This window comes from Paenibacillus baekrokdamisoli, from assembly GCF_003945345.1.
Classification (GTDB): domain Bacteria; phylum Bacillota; class Bacilli; order Paenibacillales; family Paenibacillaceae; genus Paenibacillus_Z; species Paenibacillus_Z baekrokdamisoli.
In genome coordinates this window covers 7,099,355-7,121,617 of the sequence record NZ_AP019308.1, presented here as the reverse complement: position 1 = coordinate 7,121,617, position 22,263 = coordinate 7,099,355, and the positions used below count along the sequence as shown (strand labels likewise).

Genomic DNA, 22,263 nt, shown 5'->3' with positions numbered 1-22,263 from the left:
CTTAATGAATAGCATCGCTTCTGAAGTTTGCCGCACCGCTTCCCAGAAATGCAGAAAGGGTTCAACCTCGCGTGTAAGCGAGGTTGAACCCTAGGGTTGTATTGCCTTTAGTATTATTATGTTAGCATGGCTTATTTATTGTCCTCAAGGAAACAGTAACGGGAACAGAGGACTTTATTCATCTAAGCGCCTCAGTATACGCTACGCTTTTTACTCAACAACTAGCCATCTCGTCTCGCCTACATACATATCCAGTACAATGGTATTCGTGTCCGTTCCGATAATCTCGCCAGATAGTGCATCCATTACTTTTTTGTTGGCTGGCAATTTCAATGTTTTGGTTCCGGCCGAGGACGCATGGATGCTGAAAAAAGTCCCATCTGTCTGCAAGACATCATCAGATTCCATATAGACGTGAACACCCGCATACTCTGCGACTGCTCGAATCAGACTAGTGTCCAAAGCACCTGGAGCGATGAACACCGATTTCCATTTACCGAAGTCTCGCGCTGCAAGTCCGACTTTCTCCGGCGAGGATTCATAATGTCCGATGACCGTCGTGTCCTTATCCGCTTTAATCGAATAATAAGGCACATCAGGAATTTTCAGAGGAAGCGACATCCCTGCAAGCGACGCCCACGGCGCAGCAGCATTCGTATCCAACACGACGCTGCCTCTCCCCTTCTCACCCGCTACAACTTCCATTTCAAAGCCTGTCGCTTCGCCAATCTTCTTTGATCCAATAAAGTCAGCACCGTAAACCCAGACAAGGGTATGATCGGATTTTTTCAACTCCTCCAGTTTCTGGCGCTGCTCGTCATTCAGAATATGCGTGTTAAGAAACACGTACATTTTGGCATCTGGTACTGAGCCGTTAAGCACATCATCAAGGAGATAAATACCGAAAGAGAGACCTGCCCGATATATAGATAGCCGCTGTTCATGCAGAAGAGGGTTGTTCACCTTCAGACCCTTGCCTGTATACTTCATGCTCTGCTCATCTACAATAATAGCGACATCGGGCTTTAATGGTTTTGCGGTCTTCATATAGTCCGTATAGAATTTGCGCATCTCCCCGATGTTCTTCCATAGGCTGCTGTCGTTCAGCCATCCTTTGGATTGCAGATCCATCCACCATAACCCGGTGCGATGCACGATTGCCGCGCCAAGATTACGCTGATGCCCCTCTATCGTCAATTCGGCTGTAGGGAACAGGGAGCCAATGCTCACATCGAAATCCGAGCTCGCCGCAAGATGGGTTCGCGAATCATCCTCGATCATCCACAGCTTCTTATGAAGAGTGACCGAATCCACCGTCGTCATGAATCCGCCGATCCCCCCAACTCCGCGATTCAAATATGAAATAGGGCTGGATAACATATCGACGTATTCGGAAGCCAACACGGTTTCTAGCGCCAAATGCCCGGAATGGCCCTCAACCACATCAGAGGAGTAACCGTAGAAAGCCATCGTGAGACGTTTACCGTCCGTTTCATTCTTAACCACTCGTGAAGCTGCAATGATGCTGTCTGCCACAATTTCGGAGCTGAAATAGTCAAAGTCGATGAACTGCTGATCTATTCCAGGTCTCAAGAAAGACTGTCCGGATGAATCTGGTCGCGAGTAAATAACCGGATCCGCATCTACAATCTCTTCGAGGTCCCAAGCCTTAGCCCATGCTTCTTTACTCCCGTAATAGTCCAGCAACCATTCCCGAAATGCCTTGCGGTTAGCCGGTGACACATCGTTACCATGCGTCCTGTAGTTATAGTTAAACCATTCCCCGCCATCCCCATAAGAGATATGATAACCGATCATGTGAGGACCGTATTTCGGGTTTGATTCCAAGTAGGTAATACCATCCTGGAGGGCCCCAATCATTCCTGTCTTCCATTCCTCAGAGCTCAAGGACAGAACGTTATGCAGCGTGCCGTCAACACTTGCTACTCGATCGCCCTCCAAGCTCGAATTGGAGGTTAAATCCGGCACATGCATGCCAAGCCAGACACGCGGGATAATGTATACGTCCGGATAATTCTCCAGAACAAAGTCCAGCCAGCGTTCTATTTGAGCATAATACCAGCTACGTACATCCTCCGAACTATTCCTCCAAGGAAAGCTGAAATTAATGCTTACGATCTTCACCTTTTCCCTCTTCGCGTATTCCAGCTGCGCTTTCAAGCCCTCTCTGGCCGCTTCCAGCTCTTGATCTGCGCTGAAGAATAGGATCAGAGGCGATATCGACTCTCCATTGACATTAATAAATGGAGCCCCCTCATTCCAATCCAGCTTCACCTCAGGTGCGAGAGAGTTCAGATTAATGGGAGTTGGCATCGTCCATTTATCCACTTTGACCGGCTTGTCTTTAGAAATAACCTTCACACTCTCGGTATTGCTTGCTTCTGGGCTAACGTTAGACGATCGTATCTTCTTATCCTCTTCACATCCGATAACCAGCAGCAGGAAGATGGATATGGCAATTCCCATTAGAAGTTTTCTAACCCAGTTCTGCTTTATCACTCCACGCCCCCCCTTATCTACAATTAGCTTAGGCCTAATTCTTCTTGGCTGCTGTACCATTGATCAGAACAACAGGAACGAATCCTTTGGTTGGACGGCCCTGCGAAGTAATTTCCAGAACCAGGTCATATCTGGATTGCAGCAATTCCACAGGTGTCAGTACGAATTCGATAATGGTTTTGCCGATATTGCAGTGGTACTGCTCCAGCTGAGAGCCGATTCTGGCTCCAGGCGATACGGTCCAGCCTGCAGGCAAGTGCCAGCGGATATCCAGCCACTGCTGCATGAAGATCTGATTGTCAATGGTGAGCGTTAAGGCCCTCGGTATGCCTGCTTGAATATACGGCTCGTCATGGTAGTCCAGATAGGTGGAGAAAATATTGAAATCATGATGTACAACAAATGGACTTTGGCTGACCAAATCCTTCATTTCGTTGTAAACCCAGCAGTTGACGCGTTGGCCATGATTGGACAGTTTATCGCCTTCAAGAAGCTCCAGCGTGTAACCGCTGTCAGAATGGATGAAGTCGCAAATCTCAGGACCCAAGAACAACGGAGTCTGCATTAAGATCCTCTCTGTCAGCTCGCCCACTGTTTGCGGCAGCGAAATTCCCCTGTCACAGAAGTTGATGCACCATGTATTTATTTTGTCCCCAATCGGGTCTACCCATCTCTGAGGGATTGCCTGTTCACCGGCGATGATGCCTAGAATCGCACCCAGTGTAGCCGCAGTGCAGTCCGTATCCTCGCCACAGTTAGTCGCAATGCATAGGCTCTCACCGAAATCACCCTCGCCATACAGCCAGCCGATAATCGTAATACCCGCATTGCCTGGTGCGTCCCAGCCGATCGGACCATTCGGAATATCGCCGGTTAAAGTTTCCGGCGGCGTTCCAAGGAACCCGAAGCTTCCCGGCACATCCGTAAGGACCTGGATACGTGCTTCCTGCCAGGACAAGCCTGATTGATATGCGTTAATAGCCGATTTGACCCCTCTCGCCACACCGCTATCCTCGGGGATATAAGATAATCCGATATCAATTAATCGATACGGGTCCGACTCCACGAATGCAGCACTTTGAATTGCAGCGAACAATACCTCAGCGTACACCCCTTCATGACTGTGGTCGACAATCGCATCCTCATAAGCGTACTGTACAGCGATATCCGGATGTCCCGCTGCGAGACACGCCCAGATCTCCGAGCGAATAAAGGCACCGTTGCTGTCGCGATACTCGTTGCCGACATAGCCGGAGAGAGGCGGTAATAAGCCGTTTCTAAGATTATTTTTGCTTGCGCCGTATTCTGCCCAGTTCGGTGTAATATGCGAAAGCCAATATTCACCCAATATGGTCGCAGAAACGTTGCGTCCGTGCTTCTCCACCGCATTCAGCCATACCAATTGAAGATCAAGATCGTCATTGGGCAAAGCCTCGCCTTTCAAATCCTGTGTATAAAATGTGACATCAAAGACGCCACGCCTGCATTCGAAAGGGGCACCCAATGTTCCTCCGATATTTTTACCCATCCAGCAGCCCCGTACTTTATTGCGATACTCCGCCAAGGTTAGCTTCATTTCATCCGACACTCCTCTAGTATGATAATAATTCTACTAGGAAAGTCTACCAACGAATAGAACATATAAACATGGTCTGGATTCATTTTTTGCAACAAAATATTATAAAACTATCCAACAATTCCGCTTCGTTCAATGCCTTCAACAAAGTGTCGTTGCGCAAACAAATAGAGAAAAATGAGTGGTGCAATGACAAGCAGCGCATAAGTATTCTGAAGCATCGAGCCGTATGTCGGATCATAGGCAGTGCCTTGCGACCTGAAGTAATGCTCCATCGTGGCCGGAAGATTAATCAGCTGCGTGGATAATATATTGGTGTTGGTAAGAAACATCGATGAATAATAGGTGTCGTTCCACTGCCAGACGAAGGAAAATAACATGACCGTAATCATCGCCGGAATGGCATTGGGAAGCATGATCCGATAGAAAGTCTTGAAAAACCCGCCGCCGTCTACAAGCGATGCTTCTTCAATCTCCTTGGGAATCGAACGGAACACTTGCCGGAAAATAAAGATAAATAGTCCGTTCTTCAGCCCCATTCCCGTTACAGCCATTAACACGAACGGCCAGTAGCTTCCCAGTATATTGACCCCTTCCTTGCCTGTGAACAGGGATATAAGGCCCAAGACATCGAAATAACGAAAATGGAGGTAAGTAGGAACCATCAAGGTTTGCGGAGGGACAACAATCGTCAATACGACCAGCGCAAATACGATGCTCCTCCCCTTGAAATGAAGCCTGGCAAAAGCATACCCCGCCAGCGCGCAGGACGCTGTTTGCAGTACTGTCGTCAGACTTGCCAGCATGAACGTATTCAATGCTGCATGACCATAACACGTAATCGCGATAACCTGCTTAAAGTTGTTCAAAGTGAAATTTTCCGGCACCCATATGACCCTCGGATTAGTGACATCAGACCAATCCTTGAACGCAATGGATAGCTTCAGCAGAATCGGATACAAAATGACATAACATATGCCAATCAATAGAGCGGATCGGACAAGTACCCACAGCACTTTTATCCAGAGTTTAGGTGAGAGCAAAGAGCGAGTTACGTTCGTCATTGTGTTCATCCTTTCCGTTAATCATGATAGAACACTTTCTTGGAAATTATCGCAAACGAGACTGCAAGAATAATAGTTATTATTGTGAAATATACCCACGACATCGACGCGCTTCTTCCGAACTCAAAGGAGATGAAGGCCGTATCTTTCATCAGTTTCGTCATCGCATTATTGTTGAACGAATCAATGATTGTATAAATAATATTCGTCAATACAAGCGGGCTAACGAGCGGAAAGGTAATTTTCCAGAACGCCTCATAGGCGGTCGCTCCCTCTAGCTTCGAGGACTCATAAAGTGTGGTCGGGATCGATTGCAGGCCAGCTAGGAAAATGAGGATTTGCACCCCTGAGGAGCTAATAATTTGATAAATTCGGTTAACCGCACCGGTTAAATAGACAATAATCCATGGGCTGACGCCTGAATGTGACAATAGGTTTTCCAGCTCACCGCTCTTAAGCGTCGATAGGTTGCCTGACGATTCTGACATCTGGTTTTTCATCATCGAGGTCATGAAGTCGCCACTCTCCATCGCTAGAATAGCCCCGGAGGCGAGAATAACCGGAAGGAAGAAGATCGCTCTAACGAGAAACCGGCCGCGAAATTTTTGATTAATTAATACAGCCGCGAACAAGCTGAACACAAGAATAAGCGGTACATTCACGATCATACCGATCACCGATTCGGTCAACACGCGATTAAAGCTCGGATGCTCAGTGAAGATCATGGTATAGTTGCGAATGCCTTGGTAGTCCAGCGTAAATTGGTTGCTTTGCAGACTAATTGTATTGAAGCTGTAGACGAGGGATTGGATGAATGGAACGGCAAAGAAGAGCATAAATCCCAATATCCATGGTACTAGAAACAATAATCCTATGAGCCCGCGTTTTCTCTCCAATGTCCATCGCAGTCTCATCGACCTGCACCTCCAACGATGTAGCTTCTCGCTTCTATTAAGATCCCGTTCACTTCTACTTGATGTTCGTTATAATTGACCGTGATGGATAACCCCTGCTCATATTCCGTCTGATACACGTTATCCGCAATTTGACTGTGATGGACAATCGACTTGCCTGACACCTTACGAAGCACTTCGTTGGCCTCTGTATACAATTGCGCTGCCGTCTCCAGCCAATCCGTATATTGAATGGAGTATAAATAATCAAAGGCGGTATTCTTCACCATAGAGGATGGCTGGTAGCTCCATAAGACAAAGGGGCTCGCACCGGTCTCCAGCATGTTCAGTAAATAGAGACGTGAATCCTGATCTGCTCCCAAGTTCAAAGGTTCACCCGCATAATTGACATAACCGTGCAGCACCATCTGATAGAAGGGAACCTGCTCGTCTATGATGTTATTGCCGCCCCCGCTTAACGGCGCTTCCAGGATATGATCTGCGTAAGGCAGGGCATAGGCATTCCCTCCCAGCATCATAAGGCTGCCAATCCCGTCATGCAGTCCCTGTAGTTGATTCGTCACGATGCTTGCGGCCTGCTGCCGATCGATCATACTTCCGTTGCGGAAATCAGAATAGAGTTCCCCTCCCAGATCGGTCAATGCCAAGCCTGTCAGCCCATATTGCCCAGCTGCTTCCGCAAATTTGGCGACTACAGCCGGTATCTTGCTCGGCGACAGAATATGAGAGATCGCCCCCCCATCAACCTTCTGGTAGTTAGCCGGATTATAGTTGTACTTCTGTACCGGCTTCCCAGATATATACCGAGCAGCATCTCGCGTAGCGCTAAATCCACTAGAATCCGTATATACATTGTAGAAAGACACATCCGGGAACCACTCGACCTCTCTTGCGGCCAGCCATTGTGCCAGCTCTTTCAGCCCGCTAGCGCCACCGAGGTCCTTCTCAACGCTGATCTTTTGCGCTATTGTATGGGTAATACCGCCGTTAAACCAGCCTTCATACCGCAGCTTAATATTGCTCACATGGCGACTCAGCAGCTCTTCCACAATCACCTTGGTCTGCTCGAATGTTGTCAGAGCTACCTGGGACGTATACGGTATGCCCAAGAACGAGGACTGCTTCGGGATTGATCCGATCAAGCTCGTATAGAATGGGATATCTCCGTTCTCCCCCTGCTGCTTCTTCGATAACCCCTTCGTTTCCACCAAATAATTACGATAGGTAGATGCCATCCCGGAATAGTCGGCGCGGTCGTTGTACAAGAAAAAGTAGCGCTGGACGATTGTACCTCTGAAGCGTTCTTGGGGAAAAACAGGAAATACATTCGATTTATTATTTCCCTTCAATTCCATCTGATCGTTGGGCGTGATATTAAATTGACTGTATACGATATTGTAATTTTGAATTTTATCCCTAATCTCAGCATTAATGCTGGCTATGCCATCCCCCTGCTCAATCACGGAAAACCATGCCCGATTTCCCTGTTTTAGTCCGAATACAGGCAGACGGGCAATCGCGGAGTTGTCCATATTCTCTTCCAGGGTAAGGGAGCCGTCCCTGCCATAGAGTTGGGTCCGATATTGTGAAGCTCCTGGTTTATCACGATTCAGCGAGATCAATCCACCAGAACCGTCAGGGACGAACACATAACCCTTTTGATCACCATCCGCGGCTCCGAAATACGGAAGAAGCTTAAGCATGCTTAATGTAAATTGCGGCGGCACCTTAATATCCTGTGTATCCACAGAAACAACAAGCTGGTCGCCGTCCAGAACATAGTCCAGGGGAATTTCAAGGTACGCTGGCTTTGTAATGTCCATCCCCTCGTCTCTTTTTTCAGCCGCTTTTCCGCTTAACTCTTCTACCTTGAACCCAGCATTATCTATAATGTTCAGTATTTTTTCCATGACGAAATCCGACATTTTTCGAGCTTCATAGCTATTCTTAGCTTCAACAAAGCGATAGCGCTTGTTAAGCTCCTCACGGTCGCTATCCGATCCAGCCTGTTCGAGCAGTTCGTCGAAACGTTCTTTGATTATCTCCGCCGGGAACTCATCAAGCGACACCTTCTTGTTGCTGAATGTATAAACGATGCGAATCCCCGTCTCCGTCTTCATAAGTTGAAACTGACCGTTAGCAATGCTGTGAGTAACACTGCTGTACTCTCCTGGAAGCCCGTCTTCGTAGTACTGTACCATTAACTGAGCACCAATCTTATCTCTGGCCTTACCGGTACCGTCATGCGGATTCGTATACCACCATTCTCCATTTCGCTTGTCTTGCAACGCTGCTTCCGCTGTCTTCGGATGGATGTACAGAGCAAGCAGATCATTCTCCAATGCAAGTACCATTCCGTTGTCCAAGGAATTGGCATTCGTAAGACTTAACTGCGAGGCGGTTGGCATGAAGTGCGATCCGTCGCCCGTCGCTTTACTCTCGGCAATCGGCGGCGTACTGCTACATGCGGTGATCAGCGCCGCCAACATTACGGCCAACATACACAACAATGCTCTTCTCATGTTCCACCCCTACCATCTTAAGATGAGTTCTTGATATACCGTCGAGATAAACACGGCTACTTGCTGCACCAAATTGAAGGACAGCAAGAATAGAAATATAATAATACCCATTACAATCAGTGTGAGCAGCGAGGTCATTATTGTCTTCTTAACGGTATATTGATGTACAGTCATCACTCCGATGAACAGAAGCCATGCAAAGCACACATAAGATAGAGTGTCGAAGAAATAATAGAAAGACGCTTCTTGCACAGTGATAAACCTGCTAATTATCGTAAGCGGAACAGAAGTGATAATAATGGGTATCAGTGCATAGCCTGAAGCGATTACAATTTCACTGAACTTGCCTTCACCGTCCAACAGTGTCGTCACCAGCCAGTTAGCTCCGCACCACAACAGGAACGGAAATACGACATAAATGATTTCGTCGATGCTGTTGATTTTTTGTGGATTTAAATTATTTACGACAAAACCGGAAAACTGACTTTTTATATTGGCCGTCAATGTCAATAGAAAGAGAAGTGTAAGTGCGATCCACACGCTGCCTTGCTTCTCGCTTTTAAGCTCCCAATATCCTTTGAATGGATGGAGCAATACATAGAAAACCTGCTTAATAGGTTTGAACACGTTGTTCATAGAATGGAAGGTGGTTCTTTGCTTCTTTCTCCACCGATTGATTACGACAGCAGCGACTGCCAATAAGGCCAGAGAAAGCACGGCTGGTCCGAAGTACGCTCGCAGCACGCCTTTGCGATATAGCGCGTAAGCCTTGGAATACGATGCCCGGTCACTGCCCAGCTTGAAATTGTCCGCGGCTTCCTTGTAACTCCCTTTCATGAGCAGCGATTTACCCAGCCCAATGTAGGCGATATCGAGATTCGTATTATATTTCAGCGCTTCTCTCCAGGCGGCATCCGATATTTCATCATCTCCACGATAATGAGCATATACCGCTTCCAGCACTTGTCTGCCATATCGGGTAGGGCTGAACACCGTTAATCGATTCATTCCCTGATCTAATACGATAATTTCGTCGTTATAGGCAGCCAGAGAGATCGGGTTTCTGAACGTACCGACCTGATCTCCCAGCTTCCCGAACACAAACAGCAGATTGCCATCGTTATCATAGGTGAACAACCGACCTCGTTTCGTGTCCAAGCTGGTATATACACCATATTTCCCAATAGCGACGTCGACCATCATCGAGCTCCCCTTAATGGTTCCGTAGCTTACATAGTTAACATCACCCCGCGGGGTATCATATACTGATCTGCGTAGAACGTCGATGCCCGATGGATTGAGCCGCTTAATCGGCATTATAGAATTGAGTTCTCCAGTCGTAGCGTATAGGAAACCCTTGGCATCAATATCGACATTGTTGAATTCGATCGGTATGAACAGTTCCATCTTGTCCCGCTGCACTTGTGTCGACAGCCTTTTCCATAACGCATCGACAACATTGAAGGTCACCCGATTCGTTCCTATGAAGCCTCTGAACCGGCCCTCGATATCAAACTCCATAATGCCGTCAAACACGCCTCTTGCGACAACATACGTACGCTTCGCTTCATCCACGACCACCTTCAATGGATAGAAGGTAAAATTCTTCGACAATACCTCCGATTTCGGTGCCTCGATTAAACCAACGAATTGGTCTTGCTGATTAAGGATGACGATCCGTTGATGATCTGTGTCAGCGATGTATAGAATTCCCTCTCCCGTAGCGTAGACACCACTTGGATGACTGAACGTATCTGCAGTACCTGCGCGGTCAAAGGACTTTATAACTCTAGCCAAAGTCCAATCGCTATTCCATACGATGATTCGGTTATTGCCGGTATCGGCCACATAGATTGTTCCGCTATCGTCGACGAACAGATCCTGCGGCGTACTCATTGCACCGATACCGAAATCCTGTCCTTTATGTACCTTGGAAGGCAAATACCCTGCCGGGGCGGGGACTGGCTCGGACCAGTAGGAGTAATTATACGACTCATAAGGCTGTACCGCTCCAGCTGCTGAAGGAACAGATAGGATTGAAATTAGGGTGAAAAATACTAGTGCTGTAAGCCATTTATGCATAGGTAGCATTAACCCGTTCACCGCCATTTCATTCTTTCAAGCCCGACGTAGACATTGTTTGCAATATTTTACGCTGTGTCATGATGAATATCGTGATAGGGACGATCATCATAAGCAGCGTTACCGCTGCCGCTGCGCCTGATCTGGCAATACCGCCCATTAGAATTTGACTTAACGCATAGTCCATGGACTTCTTCTCTTCACTGAAAATGTAAGTCGATGCGGAGTTGCCAGACCATAGACTCTGGAAGGAGAAAATAATGACCGTAAGCCAGGCTGGCCTGACAAGCGGCATAACGATTTTCCACAGAATTCGGTATTCGCTGGCACCGTCGATCTTGGCCGCCTCCAGCAGCGCGGGTGGAATCTGTGACATGAATTGGGTCATTAGATACATTCCCAGCGGCAGTGCGAACGCCGGAACAATGACCGCCGCATAGGAGTCAATCCAACCGAACAATGACATAATCATGAAATTCGGGATTGCCGTGACATGAGGAGAGAACATCAAGGCAAGCACGACAATGGTGAATAGCGAACGGCTGCCGGGAAACTTGTGCTTAGCCAGAGGATAGGCCGCCATAGAGGCGAACAGCACAAGGCCGGCGGTTCCCCCGAGTGTAATGAACATCGTATTGAATACATAACGCGAGAAAGGAACCCATGAATTAGACAATAGCTGGAACAGATCCGTGAAATTGGTCAGTGTCGGATTGACAACAATAAATCGCGGCGGATATCGGAACAATTCGTCAAGCGGTTTCAGGGCACTGCTGACAATATACATCAGCGGCAATGCAGTAAACGCTGCGAACAAGGCCAGAAAACTGAAAATCATCGCATCGCCAAACAGAGAACGATTCGCCGGTCTTCTGGGGATGATAGAGCGTATGGCTCTGAATACAGACACGTTATTCCCCCACTTTCCGCAGCATTTTCTGCACAATTAAATTCGTACTAACCATCAGCAAGAACAATACAGTTGCAATCGCCGAGGCATAACCCATCTCGAAACGGATTGTGCCATAATCTAATAGATGCGTCACGATCGTATGTGCTGCATATTTCGTACTGGGAAATCCGACGAGCGACATCGCCACCTCTGCGACAGCGAAGGATGAAGTAATCTGTATGACCGCACCGAACAACAGCATCGGCCGCATACCAGGCAGCGTAATATACCACAGCTCCTGCCAGCGATTGCGGACTCCGTCCATCACCCCAGCTTCGAACAAGGTCTTGTCCAATCCTTGAAGACCCGCAATAAAAGCCAGAAAGCCTACACCCAAGCTTAGCCACAGCTGTACGATCATAACAATACCCAGCATATATCGCGGATCCTGCAGCCATTGAATAGGTTCCAGAATGATTCCCATATTCATCAGAAATCCGTTAATGTAACCATACGTATCGCCAGAGAACATAATCTGCCAGATGACGTACGCATTGCCTGAAATCGATGGGGCATAGAACAGCAAAGTCATGATCGCACGCACCGTCGGCGACATTTCGTTAATAAACCAAGCGAATAGAAAACAGGCAACATAACTGAGCGGCCCGGTAATCAAGGCAAACAGGAATGTATTCTTCAGAGCGATCATGAAAACATCGTCGTCGAGGAACAAGCGCGTATAATTTTCCAGGCCTACCCACTTCGGAAACTCCAGCATATTGAAATAGGTGAAGCTGAATGCCATCGATACGACAACCGGCAACAGAGTAAATATCGTAAAGACGATAAAGAAGGGGGTGATCAGGACATAAGAATGCTTATATGCTTTAAGCTGCTTCCAATACGTGTTCATATAAGCGTCCTCCTCATTGCTCTTTCCTATCTAATCCGAACTCTTTGCGTTTAATTTGAATTTCTTCATTAATATACCGCATATAATCAAGCAACGATTCTCTTGCATTCGCACCCTCGATGACAGTCTCACGGAAAGCGTTCGTCAGATGCCGTCCCGTAAAGTAACCGCCTGGTACTTCGGGAATGCCCTGCACCCATTGCCACTGCTTAATCAAATTCTGATAGTCTTTGACTGGCCAAGGCAGATCAGCAAGCGCTTCGACGTTAGCCGTTGGGTAACGTGCAGCCGCCCCCATCAAGGCTTCCATCTCTCTGCCGAATCGCACCTGCGTTTCCTTGTCCGTCCACCATTTCATGAACTCCCAGGACCCTTGCTTATCCTTGGCCGATTCCATCATGACGGTGGCGCTGCCGCCGCTTCCTGTGTCTCGCCTAATCGTTCCGTCCGGCAGTTGGGTGCCTGGTACGGGAACGAATTCCCATAGGCCACGAATTTCGGGGGCAAATACGGACAACATATTGTACATCGAATAGGGAGCGATTCCGATCGGTACCTCGCCGATCCGAAACCGGTTCGAGAAATCGTACTGAAGAGGCAGCTTATAGCTGGTGTATAACTCTGTCCACCGCTCGAACGCTTGCACCGCTTTCTTCGAATCCAGATTACTAGCTGCCCCATTGTTCTTGTAAAGCAGTTCGTTATTCTGGTAGAGGAACATCATGAACGTATCGTTGGGCGGCAGTTGCGTGACGCTCTGCGACTGCCCCTCAATCGGCAGTCCGAATTCCATGTTGTTCTTCTGCAGCACCGGTATCATGCGATATACATCCTCCCATGTCTGCGGAACATCCAATTTCAGCTCTGTAAGAATATCCTTGCGATAGAACAGCATCGGGAATAACTGCTGCTCTGGCAGACCATAGGTTCCACCGTCGTATCGGAAAGGAACGATCGCACTGTCCATGAACCGCTTTGACACTTCTGTGAAGTCAGGAAAGATAGATAAATCCTGAGAGGCATTACGCGCTGCAAAATTAACAGGAATATCGCTTCCGACCTGCATCGCGACATCAGGGCCGGTGCCCGATAATATGGAAGGCAGCAGCACACCCATCTGGACCAGCTTCAAGTTGACCTTAACATTCGTCTGAGGCGTGAACTGTTCATCGATCATCGCCTTCAGCACCTGAGCCTGGTCGCGCCCGGCGCCAATCCATACTGTTATGGCTTCATCTTTATCCGATATATCGCCTATGCTGTTGTAATCCTCAAGGAAGGAATACCCAAAGGACAATAGCTCGTGATTCGTTTTCTCCCACCAAGCTGCATCTGCTTTGGGCAACTTTGCCCCCGGAGAAGCAACGACGAGATAGTCAATCTCCAGCGCCTGCTCTCGAACGCTAAGCATCCACGTACCAAGGCCGCCCATATTCGCTTTGAATTGGTCCATGCGCTGCGGAATCGAGTCTGGTCGTTCTGCCATATCTGCCAATTGGCGAGATAACGTGGTAAGCAAGGCCGAACGTTCACTCTTCATCCCGGATATGCGGTCCATCTCTGAGGCTGCCGCAGCCAGAAGCTTGCTTTGTTCCGCGATTTTTGCAACAGTCTCGGGAATTTGAGCCTGGAGTCGATAATCGCGATTGCGGTCGGGAACCGACCCTACAATCATTAGAATCGTACGGTAGATTTCGTTGATTTCCCTGAGGCTGTTCTCTACCACTCTAAGCAGCCTGCTGATATCCCCGAGCGTTACCTCCAGCTTCAATTCATGCTTGCCTTTGGCGAGATAGAACAAATACGGCTCCTCATCGCCCATCACTGTCATTTTCCAATTGCTGTCGTATTTAAAGCGAATTTGCTCCATTTCTTTGAATGGAATTTGTCCGTCAATATATAGTTTGCGTGCAGAATCCATACCCTGCACGAAATTTTGCTTATTTTTCACTGCGATCTGATAGAGTCCGGTTTCCGGAACATTAATTGACCATGTAATCCAGTCTCCAGGAAGGCGCCAATTCTGCCCGCCAATCGTATTGACCCGCATTTTGGATACATGATAGGGTTCCGTAGCGGGACTTGAACGGTCCATAAGCGGGTACAGCATGGGACTTGATTTCATGGAGGCGTCCTCACCCTGGATCTGAATCATCTGATCCAGTGCGGGTTTATAACCCCGTTCTTCATAGTCTGCCAATAACTGCTCGTAAGTCAGAGGCTTCTCAATCTGGTACAACTTGATATAATCAATCATCATCGGTTCTCGCAGGGAAACGAGTGACAGCTTATTAACTCCCGCCTTGAAGTAGAATGCATATGGCTCTGTATAATAGCCTTCCATATCCTTTAACGGCTCTTCTTGCCACATGGGATTCTCAATCTGACCGGGCCTGAGATCATTGCCACGATTATCCTGCGCGACCTTGCTTAACGCGTTGCTCCAAATTCGGGGAAATGCGAGGCGTTCTGCGCCGTCGAACGGCGACACACCATTAATAAGCAGCTGCCTCTCGATGGATGAGCTTTTTCCATTAATCGGATAATAGCGTATTGCGATATTGTACAAGCCCTCTTCAGGCACCTCGATCTGCCAATGAACCGTACCGCTTTCCTGCGTAATGATGCTCTCTCCGGGAGAGCCGGCATGACCGTCGACAATCTCGACAGTCATACCTTCCGCTTCCGTGTAATGCTCCGCTTCCACCTTAATGACAGTGTCTGGTCTGACTTGACCTTCATGCTGCGCATAATAAGCCCCGTATGAACCTTCCCGCTCTGGTATGTTCATTTCCTCAAATCCTGTGCCCGCAGGCTGCTGCCCATCCACTGAGCCATAGGCAACGCGCCAGTAGACCAGCAGTACTCCAATGATCAATACGATTGCTATAAGGATCGCTTTATTATTTGAGCTTATCCGCACCCTTGTTCCCACCTTGCGTCCTTATTACTTGTTGAAAAATTCATCAATCGCATTTTGCATGGCCAGCTTTCTCTTCTCAACTGCTACCTCTGCAGTAACTCCCTCATAGAAAATATCAGCCATTGCTTCAACAAAGTTTGCATTGGTAGATTGCGAGATCGTCTCCCTGGCCATTTTGACATCATTCTTCAAAGATAGGATCAAATCCACATCCCGCTCGGACGGCTGAGACCCCTCGAGTGTTTCCCTGGTAGAATTATCCCAATCTTCTGCCGGGCCGGTCAGCTCTTCGAAAATCTTCACTAGCACTTCCGGATTTTCTACACCCTTGGGAATTACAACAGATGCCGGTCCTCCATGAGGCGAATAATACTTGTCGGCTTTCGGTCCCATTGGTGTCGGGATAAATCCGAAGTTATCCCCGAGAACCGTCTTAATTTGCGTCCCTTCCCATCCCATCGTCTGCTTCATCGCCACTTTCCCGCTCGTAAAGGCATCCGTTCTCTCTTCGGCAGGAAAAGGCGCAACGACTTTGTGCACATGAATCAGATCGTATATGAAACGGAGAGCTTCTCTCGCATTCGGTTCATCCCAGCCGCTGATATATTTCCCATCCTTGAAACCAATCACTTCCGCATTGTTCGAATTGATGAAGTCCTGGCCGATCATGTACCATACTCCATGATATCCGTATTGGTCGATCTTGCCGTCCCCGTCTGTATCCTTGGTCAACTGCTTCGCCATTTCCAGAAACTTATCCCATGTCCATTCTTTCTTCATGACCAGATCATAGGGATCCTCCAGCCCTGCATTTTTAAATAAGGTCTTGTTATAGTAGATTCCCCGGCCACTGACGCTCGACGGACTCATCCCGTAAAGATCACCCTTGTAACCCGCCCAATCCATCATGTTCTTGGGCCAGTAATCCCGATTCACATAGTCGTTCAGATTTTGCAGCAGTCCCCCTTGGGCAGCTGTCGTAATCCAACTCATTTCCAAATAGGCCATATCGCCTATCGGCTTCCCAGCTAGAGCGCTGGCCGTAAATTGGTCTCGGAATTCTTCGTAAGGAATATTAACGACCTTTAGCTTGACGTTATACTTCGCTTCAACATCACGCCATCTTTTCAGCTCTTTCTCGCTGTTCTCCGTATCTCCTTTGGGTTCGATATCCCAGAAGGTTGCGATCTTGATTGTACGGCCTTTCAGGTCGATTGCTCCTTCTTTAACGCCGCCGCCCTGCGGGGTTGGATTATTCGTCTCACTCGGCGTGCCCATGTTCTTGCTGCTTGCTTTCTCGTTCGCTGTACTCTCCGTATTAGTATTCGAGCTTGAGCAACCTGCAATTACTACTAAAAAAGCGACAATCATCGTCCATATCGATACCTTTTTCCATTGACCCATTCTAATATCCCCCTTATAGGTGAAACAACATAACGATTCAAACACTTAGCTGTTGTAACTACATTGATCTATCACTCTATTAATAACCAGCGTGCTTCTCCTTTGTACATCTCGAAGGCATAGCAGTCAGCGGCTTCGCCTAACGTCTCATTGATCAACGCGTCGCGCACAATACGCTTATCAGGCAATCTCAAATTTTTCAGACCCGCAGAGGAAGCATAAATACATAGGAATGTTCCATCCGTGTGCAGCACATCGTCCGAGTCCATATAAATATGAGCTTCCGCATACGCCGCTATGGATCGGAGGAGTCTCACGTCAAGCACGCCAGTACCGACGAATACCGATTTCCACGTCCCACAATCACGGGCTGCGATTGCAATGGAATGGCCATCCGTTTCATAATGTCCGATTGCCTGCACACCATCGCCAGGCTGAACCGTATAGTACGGGATATCAAACGTCTCGTGCGGAAGCAATTGATCAGACAGAAGCGAAGGTACGTTCGGGATACCGATCGTTAGAGATTGTCCGGCAAGCTCTTCCCAAGGCTGCCCGACTTCAGCACCAATGGAGACCGATCCTGCATGCGTCATGCCATATTTCTTCTGCAGATGGAATCCAGTTATACTTCCTGCCTCTTCCACATCTATAAAATCTGTGCCATAGATCCAGACGAACGTACCGCCGGATTGCTGCAACCGCTCGATTCCGCTGCGCTGCCTATCGTCCAGACGATGGGCATTCAGGAATACGTACATTTTTGCCTGAGGGATGCGCAGGTTCACTGCATCTTCAAGCATATACAATCCATAGGAAAAGCCAGCACGATAAAGACTCAGTCTTTGCATATACAGCAGCGGACCATTCACTGCAAGCCCCTGTCCTGTATAATGCATGCTCTTCTCGTCGATAATGAAGGCTACTTCCGGAGCCAGTGGCTTCGCCGTCTCCCAATATTGCTTATAAAACCGCTGCATGTTTCCGATATTGTCCCATAAGGCGCTGTCGTTAAGCCAACCCTTGGATGGCAAGTCCATCCACCACAGTCCCGTCCGATGGACGATACCGGCACCCAGATTCCTTTTATGCGTCTCCGAGGCTAGCTCCACCGTCGGCATCAACGTACCGAAGCTCTCGTCGAACTCGCTTTTCTCCGCACGATGCGTTCTCGTATCGTCCTCAATCATCCACAGCTTGTGGTGAAGGGCCACTGAATCCACCGCTGCCATGAACGATGCTGATCCACCAAGACCGCGATCCAGGTAACTGATCGGACTGGCAAGAATATCAATCTCTTGCGCAGCGAGTACCCGATCTAGTGCAAGATGACCGGAATGACCATCGTTAAGCTCGAAGGGATAGCCATAGAAGGCCATGACCAGACGTTGTCCATCTGTCACCCTCTTCACGACCTCCGCTGCTTCGATCAGACGGTCAGCCATATGCTCAGAACTGAATTGAGCGAAATCAATCATCGGCCGATCCGCATCCGTAGACAGAAACGGCTTACCTGCGATATCTGGCTGCTGATAAATAATAGGATTACCAGAGTCATCCATTGACTCTCCATTCCATGCCTGAACCCAATTCTCCTGGCTGCCGTATTTGCTGATCAGCCAACGGCTGAATGCCTCTTTGTTAGGCTGTGAAACATCGCTGCCAAACTCCCGGTAGGCATAGTGGAACCATTCTCCTGCCGTTCCGTAGGTCAAATGATATCCGATTATCCTTGGAGCAATTCTCGGATGGGATTCGAAGTAAGCAATTCCCTCCCGGATGGCCCCCCCTATACCGCTTCTCCAAATCTCCGAATTGACGGAAAGGACGGGGCTGCTCATCCCATTTGCATGTTGAACGCATTCATTGTCCCATTCTGGGGTTTGCTGAATCTGAGCCACACTCGGTCCAAGCCAAATACGGGGAAACAGATACGCCTCAGGATAGATATCGATTATAAAGTCCAACCAGGCTTCCATGTGATTCAACAGCCATGTGCGTGTCTCCTCATCGGATCCTGGCCATGGGAAGGAGAAGATCATGCTCACGAACTTTACGCCTTCTCGCCTGGCATAGGCAATCTCAGCACCCACCTCTTCCTTCGATGTGTTCAAATCCATGTCCGTATTGACGAACAGCACCAGCGGCACATGCTTCTCCCCGTCTATACAGAAGTAAGGCGCACCGCCCTCCCATTGCAGGTGGGCTTCGGGTAACTTCATAGGATTGTTATCAAGCTGTGAATTATTCATCGTGAACTCCTTTATACATCCGTCTATTTTTTATGGAGCAGAAGCGATTTCAACATAATCTACATATACTTTCGAGCCGTTGACAATACCCGGTCCTGTAATGAGATCGAATCGGAGCTGATCCAGCATGCCAGCCCAATTCGGGTTGCTGCTCAGATCGAATGAGTAATTCGTATAGCCCCCCATATTCGTACCTATTGAAATTGTAGAAGCCTTGTCTTCCCCGAATGTAGGAGAAGTGCCCGTCGTCCAGTAAATTCGAGATGAGGATGCACCGGACAAGTTGCGAATCCGAATGTTCACATAATGATGATCAGCCGCATTAATTCCAAGCCTGCCTGGTGTGATCAGAATCGGGCCCGCCCCAAGAGAGGAATTCGTAACCGTTACTTCCAATGGTCCGGTGGACGTATTGAAGCTGGCATTGTACCCGCTGTAAGTAAATCCCTTAGCCCCAAGATCGAATCCAGTTGCGAATGTAAACCTCTCAGCTGCGAATGGCGGTTTGGAAGCGATTTCAACATAATCTACATATACTTTCGAGCCGTTGACGATCCCTGGTCCTGTAATGAGATCGAATCGGAGCTGGTTCAGCGTACCTGACCAATTCGGATGATTGCTCAGATCGAATGAGTAATTCGTATAGCTTCCCATATTCGTACCTATTGCTATCGCGGATGTCTTGTCTTCTCCGAATGAAGTCGAGGTGTCCGTCGTCCAATAAATCCGGGATACGGATGCACCGGACACATTCCGAATTCGAATATTTACATGAGGGTTATCATCTGCATCGACCCCAAGATTAGCCGGTGTGATTAGAATCGGACCCGTTCCAAGAGAAGAATTCGTAACCGTCGCTTCCAATACGCCGGTGGACGTATTGAAGGTGGAATTGTACCCGCTATAAGTAAAACCCTTTGCCGCAAGATCGAACCCATTAGAAAATTTATATTTTTTTGCAGCGGTCGGCTTTTCAAGCACAAGCCATCTCGTCTCACCATTAGACATCGTAAATGTGACAGTATCTGTTGTGTCGCCAATAAGTACTCCTGAGAACGCATCACGTACATTGCTCATCACGGGCAGCTTCAACGTCTTGATTCCTGCAGATGAGGCGTGAATGCTGAAGAACGTCTTATCCGTCTGCAGGACATCGCCCGCGTCCATATACTTATGAACACCCGCATAATCCGCTATAGCACGAAGGAGGTTAACATCCAAGTTCCCAGATCCAACAAAAACCGATTTCCATGTTCCGAAATCCTGCGCCACAATGGCCGGTTGTCCGGTGCTCGATGTGCCGTATCGTCCGATCACCGCAGCACTTCCCGGCGATGAGATCGTAAAGAAGGGATACGACCCGCTTTGCAAGCCGAGCGCCAGCTGTACGCCCGCCAGATTACTCCAAGGCCCTGAAGCGTTGGCATTAATTTTGATTATGGATGACGGTGATACGTTGGTTGCCTTACTTAGTGTAAACCCTGTTGCTGCACCCAACGCAGAGGTATCGATAATGTCTGCGCCATACACCCACACGAACGTTCGATTGGCATTTTTGAGCTGATTTAATTGATTCCTCTCATTCGTATCCAGAACATGTGCGTTGAGGAATACGTACATCTTGGCATCCGGTACTGCTCCATTGAGAATATCCTCCAGCAGATACATACCGTAAGATAATCCGGAACGGTAAATATTCGTTCTCTGATTGAATAACAGGGCTGAATTAATCTGCCGGCCTGCACTCATGTATTGCATACTCTGCTCATCCACAATGAACGCAACATCCGGTTTGAGTGGCTGCGCTGTCTGCATGTACTCCTTATAAAACTGCTGCATATTCCCTATGTTTTCCCACATGCTGCTGTCGTTCAACCACCCGTTCGATGACAGATCCATAAACCACAAACCCGTTCGATGGACGATCGCAGAACTTATATTCCGTTTGTGCCCCTCAATCGTGAGCTCAGCTGTAGGGAAATTCTGCGGAGTAATCTCTGACAGGTACGTTCGCGAATCATCCTCAATCATCCATAACTTATGATGCAGCGCTACGGAATCGACTGTTGTCATGTGGCTCCCAATACCGCCTACTCCCCGATCGAAGTAAGAGACTGGACTTGCCAGCATATCAATGTCCCCTGCGGCAAGCACCTTTTTCAGTCCCAGATGGCCGGAATTCGCGTCCACGAGCTCAAATAAATAACCATAGAAAGCCATTGCCAGCTTCTTGCCCATTGTCACTCGCTTCACGGCACTTGCTGCTTTAATTATGCTGTCCGCAACCAGATCCGAAGTGAATGCATTGAAATCAATATCATCTTGATTTACCACGGATTCCAGAAATGCCTTATTGGCTGTGCTCGGCTCTTTATGTATAACCGGATCGTTCGGACCTATGGCTGACAATCCCCATGCTGCCGCCCACTGCGCCTCTCCGCCGTATTTATCTAACAGCCACGCACGAAATGCTGCTTTATTCGCAGGAGACACATCGTTGCCGTATTCTCTGTAATGATATTGGAACCATTCACCGCCATCCCCATAGGCAAGATGGTAACCGATGACCCGCTGCGCATATATGGGATTCGCCTCGATATGAGCGATTCCGTCTTCAATCGCCTCTACCATTCCGCTCTGCCATTCAGCAGATCCCAGAGATAATACATTCTCTTTTGTCTGATTGGTATACGCGATGCGTTCGCTATCCAGTGAAGGGTCCGCGAGCAAATCAGGAATATGAGAGCCAAGCCATATTCTCGGAATAATATAAGCGTTCGGATAAGTCTCCGCGATGAAGCTCAGCCATGTATTGATCTTGCTATAATACCAGCTGCGGGTTCCCGAATCGGAGCTTCTCCATGGGAACGTAAGATTGACACTTACAAATTTGACATCCTCTCGATCCGCGAACTCCAGTTCTGCCTCCAGCTTGGCTTTCGCGGGCGCCAATTCTACATCGGCATTAATGAAGAGCATCATCGGCGCATAATTAACTCCATCAACATTAATGAATGGCGCTCCGTTAACCCAAACTACATTCGCCTCGGGCAGCGCTCCCGATGCTTTCACCTTACTGGGCAATGGACTGAACATCGTTGTGATAAGTGCGACAATAAGGAACCTCAATACTGACCGTTTCATTCTACGAATCCTCCTTATGGGTAGGCTTTTGTGAAACAACGGTTGCTTATAATACGT

12 protein-coding genes are annotated in these 22,263 nt (G+C 48.2%); all 12 read right to left on the bottom strand.

All coding sequences use genetic code 11. The annotated features are described in order from the left end of the window. Positions 1–210 precede the first annotated feature (210 nt). On the bottom strand, positions 211–2,520 hold the full coding sequence (locus EKN16_RS31440) for a hypothetical protein (protein ID WP_125665525.1): 2,310 nt from the start codon (positions 2,518–2,520) through the stop codon (positions 211–213). A 34-nt stretch (positions 2,521–2,554) separates the two neighbouring features. Continuing rightward, positions 2,555–4,096, bottom strand: a complete 1,542-nt coding sequence (locus EKN16_RS31435) for an ADP-ribosylglycohydrolase family protein (protein WP_125665523.1) — start codon at positions 4,094–4,096, stop codon at positions 2,555–2,557. A gap of 110 nt (positions 4,097–4,206) precedes the next feature. Further along, positions 4,207–5,160 carry a carbohydrate ABC transporter permease gene (locus EKN16_RS31430; protein ID WP_125665521.1) on the bottom strand — a complete coding sequence of 318 codons (954 nt, stop codon included), beginning with the start codon at positions 5,158–5,160 and terminating at the stop codon, positions 4,207–4,209. Positions 5,161–5,177: 17 nt separating this feature from the next. Continuing rightward, entirely contained in the window at positions 5,178–6,074 is an 897-nt protein-coding gene (locus EKN16_RS31425; protein WP_125665519.1) for a carbohydrate ABC transporter permease, read from the bottom strand. Next, positions 6,071–8,596: a DUF5696 domain-containing protein gene (locus EKN16_RS31420; RefSeq protein WP_125665517.1), complete on the bottom strand. Its 2,526-nt coding sequence runs from the start codon at positions 8,594–8,596 to the stop codon at positions 6,071–6,073. Before EKN16_RS31420 ends, EKN16_RS31425 begins: the two co-directional genes overlap by 4 nt. Before the next feature lie 9 nt (positions 8,597–8,605). Next, on the bottom strand, positions 8,606–10,678 hold the full coding sequence (locus tag EKN16_RS31415; RefSeq protein WP_164523074.1) for a YIP1 family protein: 2,073 nt from the start codon (positions 10,676–10,678) through the stop codon (positions 8,606–8,608). A gap of 28 nt (positions 10,679–10,706) precedes the next feature. After that, on the bottom strand, positions 10,707–11,516 hold the full coding sequence (locus tag EKN16_RS31410; RefSeq protein WP_125666871.1) for a carbohydrate ABC transporter permease: 810 nt from the start codon (positions 11,514–11,516) through the stop codon (positions 10,707–10,709). Between the two features lie 73 nt (positions 11,517–11,589). Next, the gene (locus EKN16_RS31405) at positions 11,590–12,483 is read right to left on the bottom strand and encodes a carbohydrate ABC transporter permease (protein WP_125665513.1); all 894 of its coding nucleotides are present in this window, start codon (positions 12,481–12,483) and stop codon (positions 11,590–11,592) included. A gap of 13 nt (positions 12,484–12,496) precedes the next feature. Beyond that, positions 12,497–15,406, bottom strand: a complete 2,910-nt coding sequence (locus tag EKN16_RS31400; RefSeq protein ID WP_125665511.1) for an extracellular solute-binding protein — start codon at positions 15,404–15,406, stop codon at positions 12,497–12,499. 24 nt (positions 15,407–15,430) lie between these two features. Further along, positions 15,431–16,810 (bottom strand): extracellular solute-binding protein, encoded by a 1,380-nt coding sequence (locus EKN16_RS31395; RefSeq protein ID WP_125665509.1) that lies wholly within the window; start codon positions 16,808–16,810, stop codon positions 15,431–15,433. 71 nt (positions 16,811–16,881) lie between these two features. Then, positions 16,882–19,062, bottom strand: coding sequence for a hypothetical protein (locus EKN16_RS31390; RefSeq protein ID WP_125665507.1), 2,181 nt, complete (start codon positions 19,060–19,062; stop codon positions 16,882–16,884). Between the two features lie 30 nt (positions 19,063–19,092). Next, positions 19,093–22,206, bottom strand: coding sequence for a hypothetical protein (locus EKN16_RS31385; protein ID WP_125665505.1), 3,114 nt, complete (start codon positions 22,204–22,206; stop codon positions 19,093–19,095). Between the last annotated feature and the right edge of the window lie 57 nt (positions 22,207–22,263).

What these genes read in the sequence shown, in the direction of transcription:
- EKN16_RS31405 (WP_125665513.1), bottom strand. Translation starts at nt 12,483, where the DNA reads ATGAACACGTATTGGAAGCAGCTTAAAGCATATAAGCATTCTTATGTC.
- EKN16_RS31410 (WP_125666871.1), bottom strand. Translation starts at nt 11,516, where the DNA reads ATGATTTTCAGTTTTCTGGCCTTGTTCGCAGCGTTTACTGCATTGCCG.
- EKN16_RS31385 (WP_125665505.1), bottom strand. Translation starts at nt 22,206, where the DNA reads ATGAAACGGTCAGTATTGAGGTTCCTTATTGTCGCACTTATCACAACG.
- EKN16_RS31395 (WP_125665509.1), bottom strand. Translation starts at nt 16,810, where the DNA reads ATGGGTCAATGGAAAAAGGTATCGATATGGACGATGATTGTCGCTTTT.
- EKN16_RS31430 (WP_125665521.1), bottom strand. Translation starts at nt 5,160, where the DNA reads ATGACGAACGTAACTCGCTCTTTGCTCTCACCTAAACTCTGGATAAAA.
- EKN16_RS31425 (WP_125665519.1), bottom strand. Translation starts at nt 6,074, where the DNA reads ATGAGACTGCGATGGACATTGGAGAGAAAACGCGGGCTCATAGGATTA.
- EKN16_RS31390 (WP_125665507.1), bottom strand. Translation starts at nt 19,062, where the DNA reads ATGAATAATTCACAGCTTGATAACAATCCTATGAAGTTACCCGAAGCC.
- EKN16_RS31420 (WP_125665517.1), bottom strand. Translation starts at nt 8,596, where the DNA reads ATGAGAAGAGCATTGTTGTGTATGTTGGCCGTAATGTTGGCGGCGCTG.
- EKN16_RS31415 (WP_164523074.1), bottom strand. Translation starts at nt 10,678, where the DNA reads ATGCATAAATGGCTTACAGCACTAGTATTTTTCACCCTAATTTCAATC.
- EKN16_RS31435 (WP_125665523.1), bottom strand. Translation starts at nt 4,096, where the DNA reads ATGAAGCTAACCTTGGCGGAGTATCGCAATAAAGTACGGGGCTGCTGG.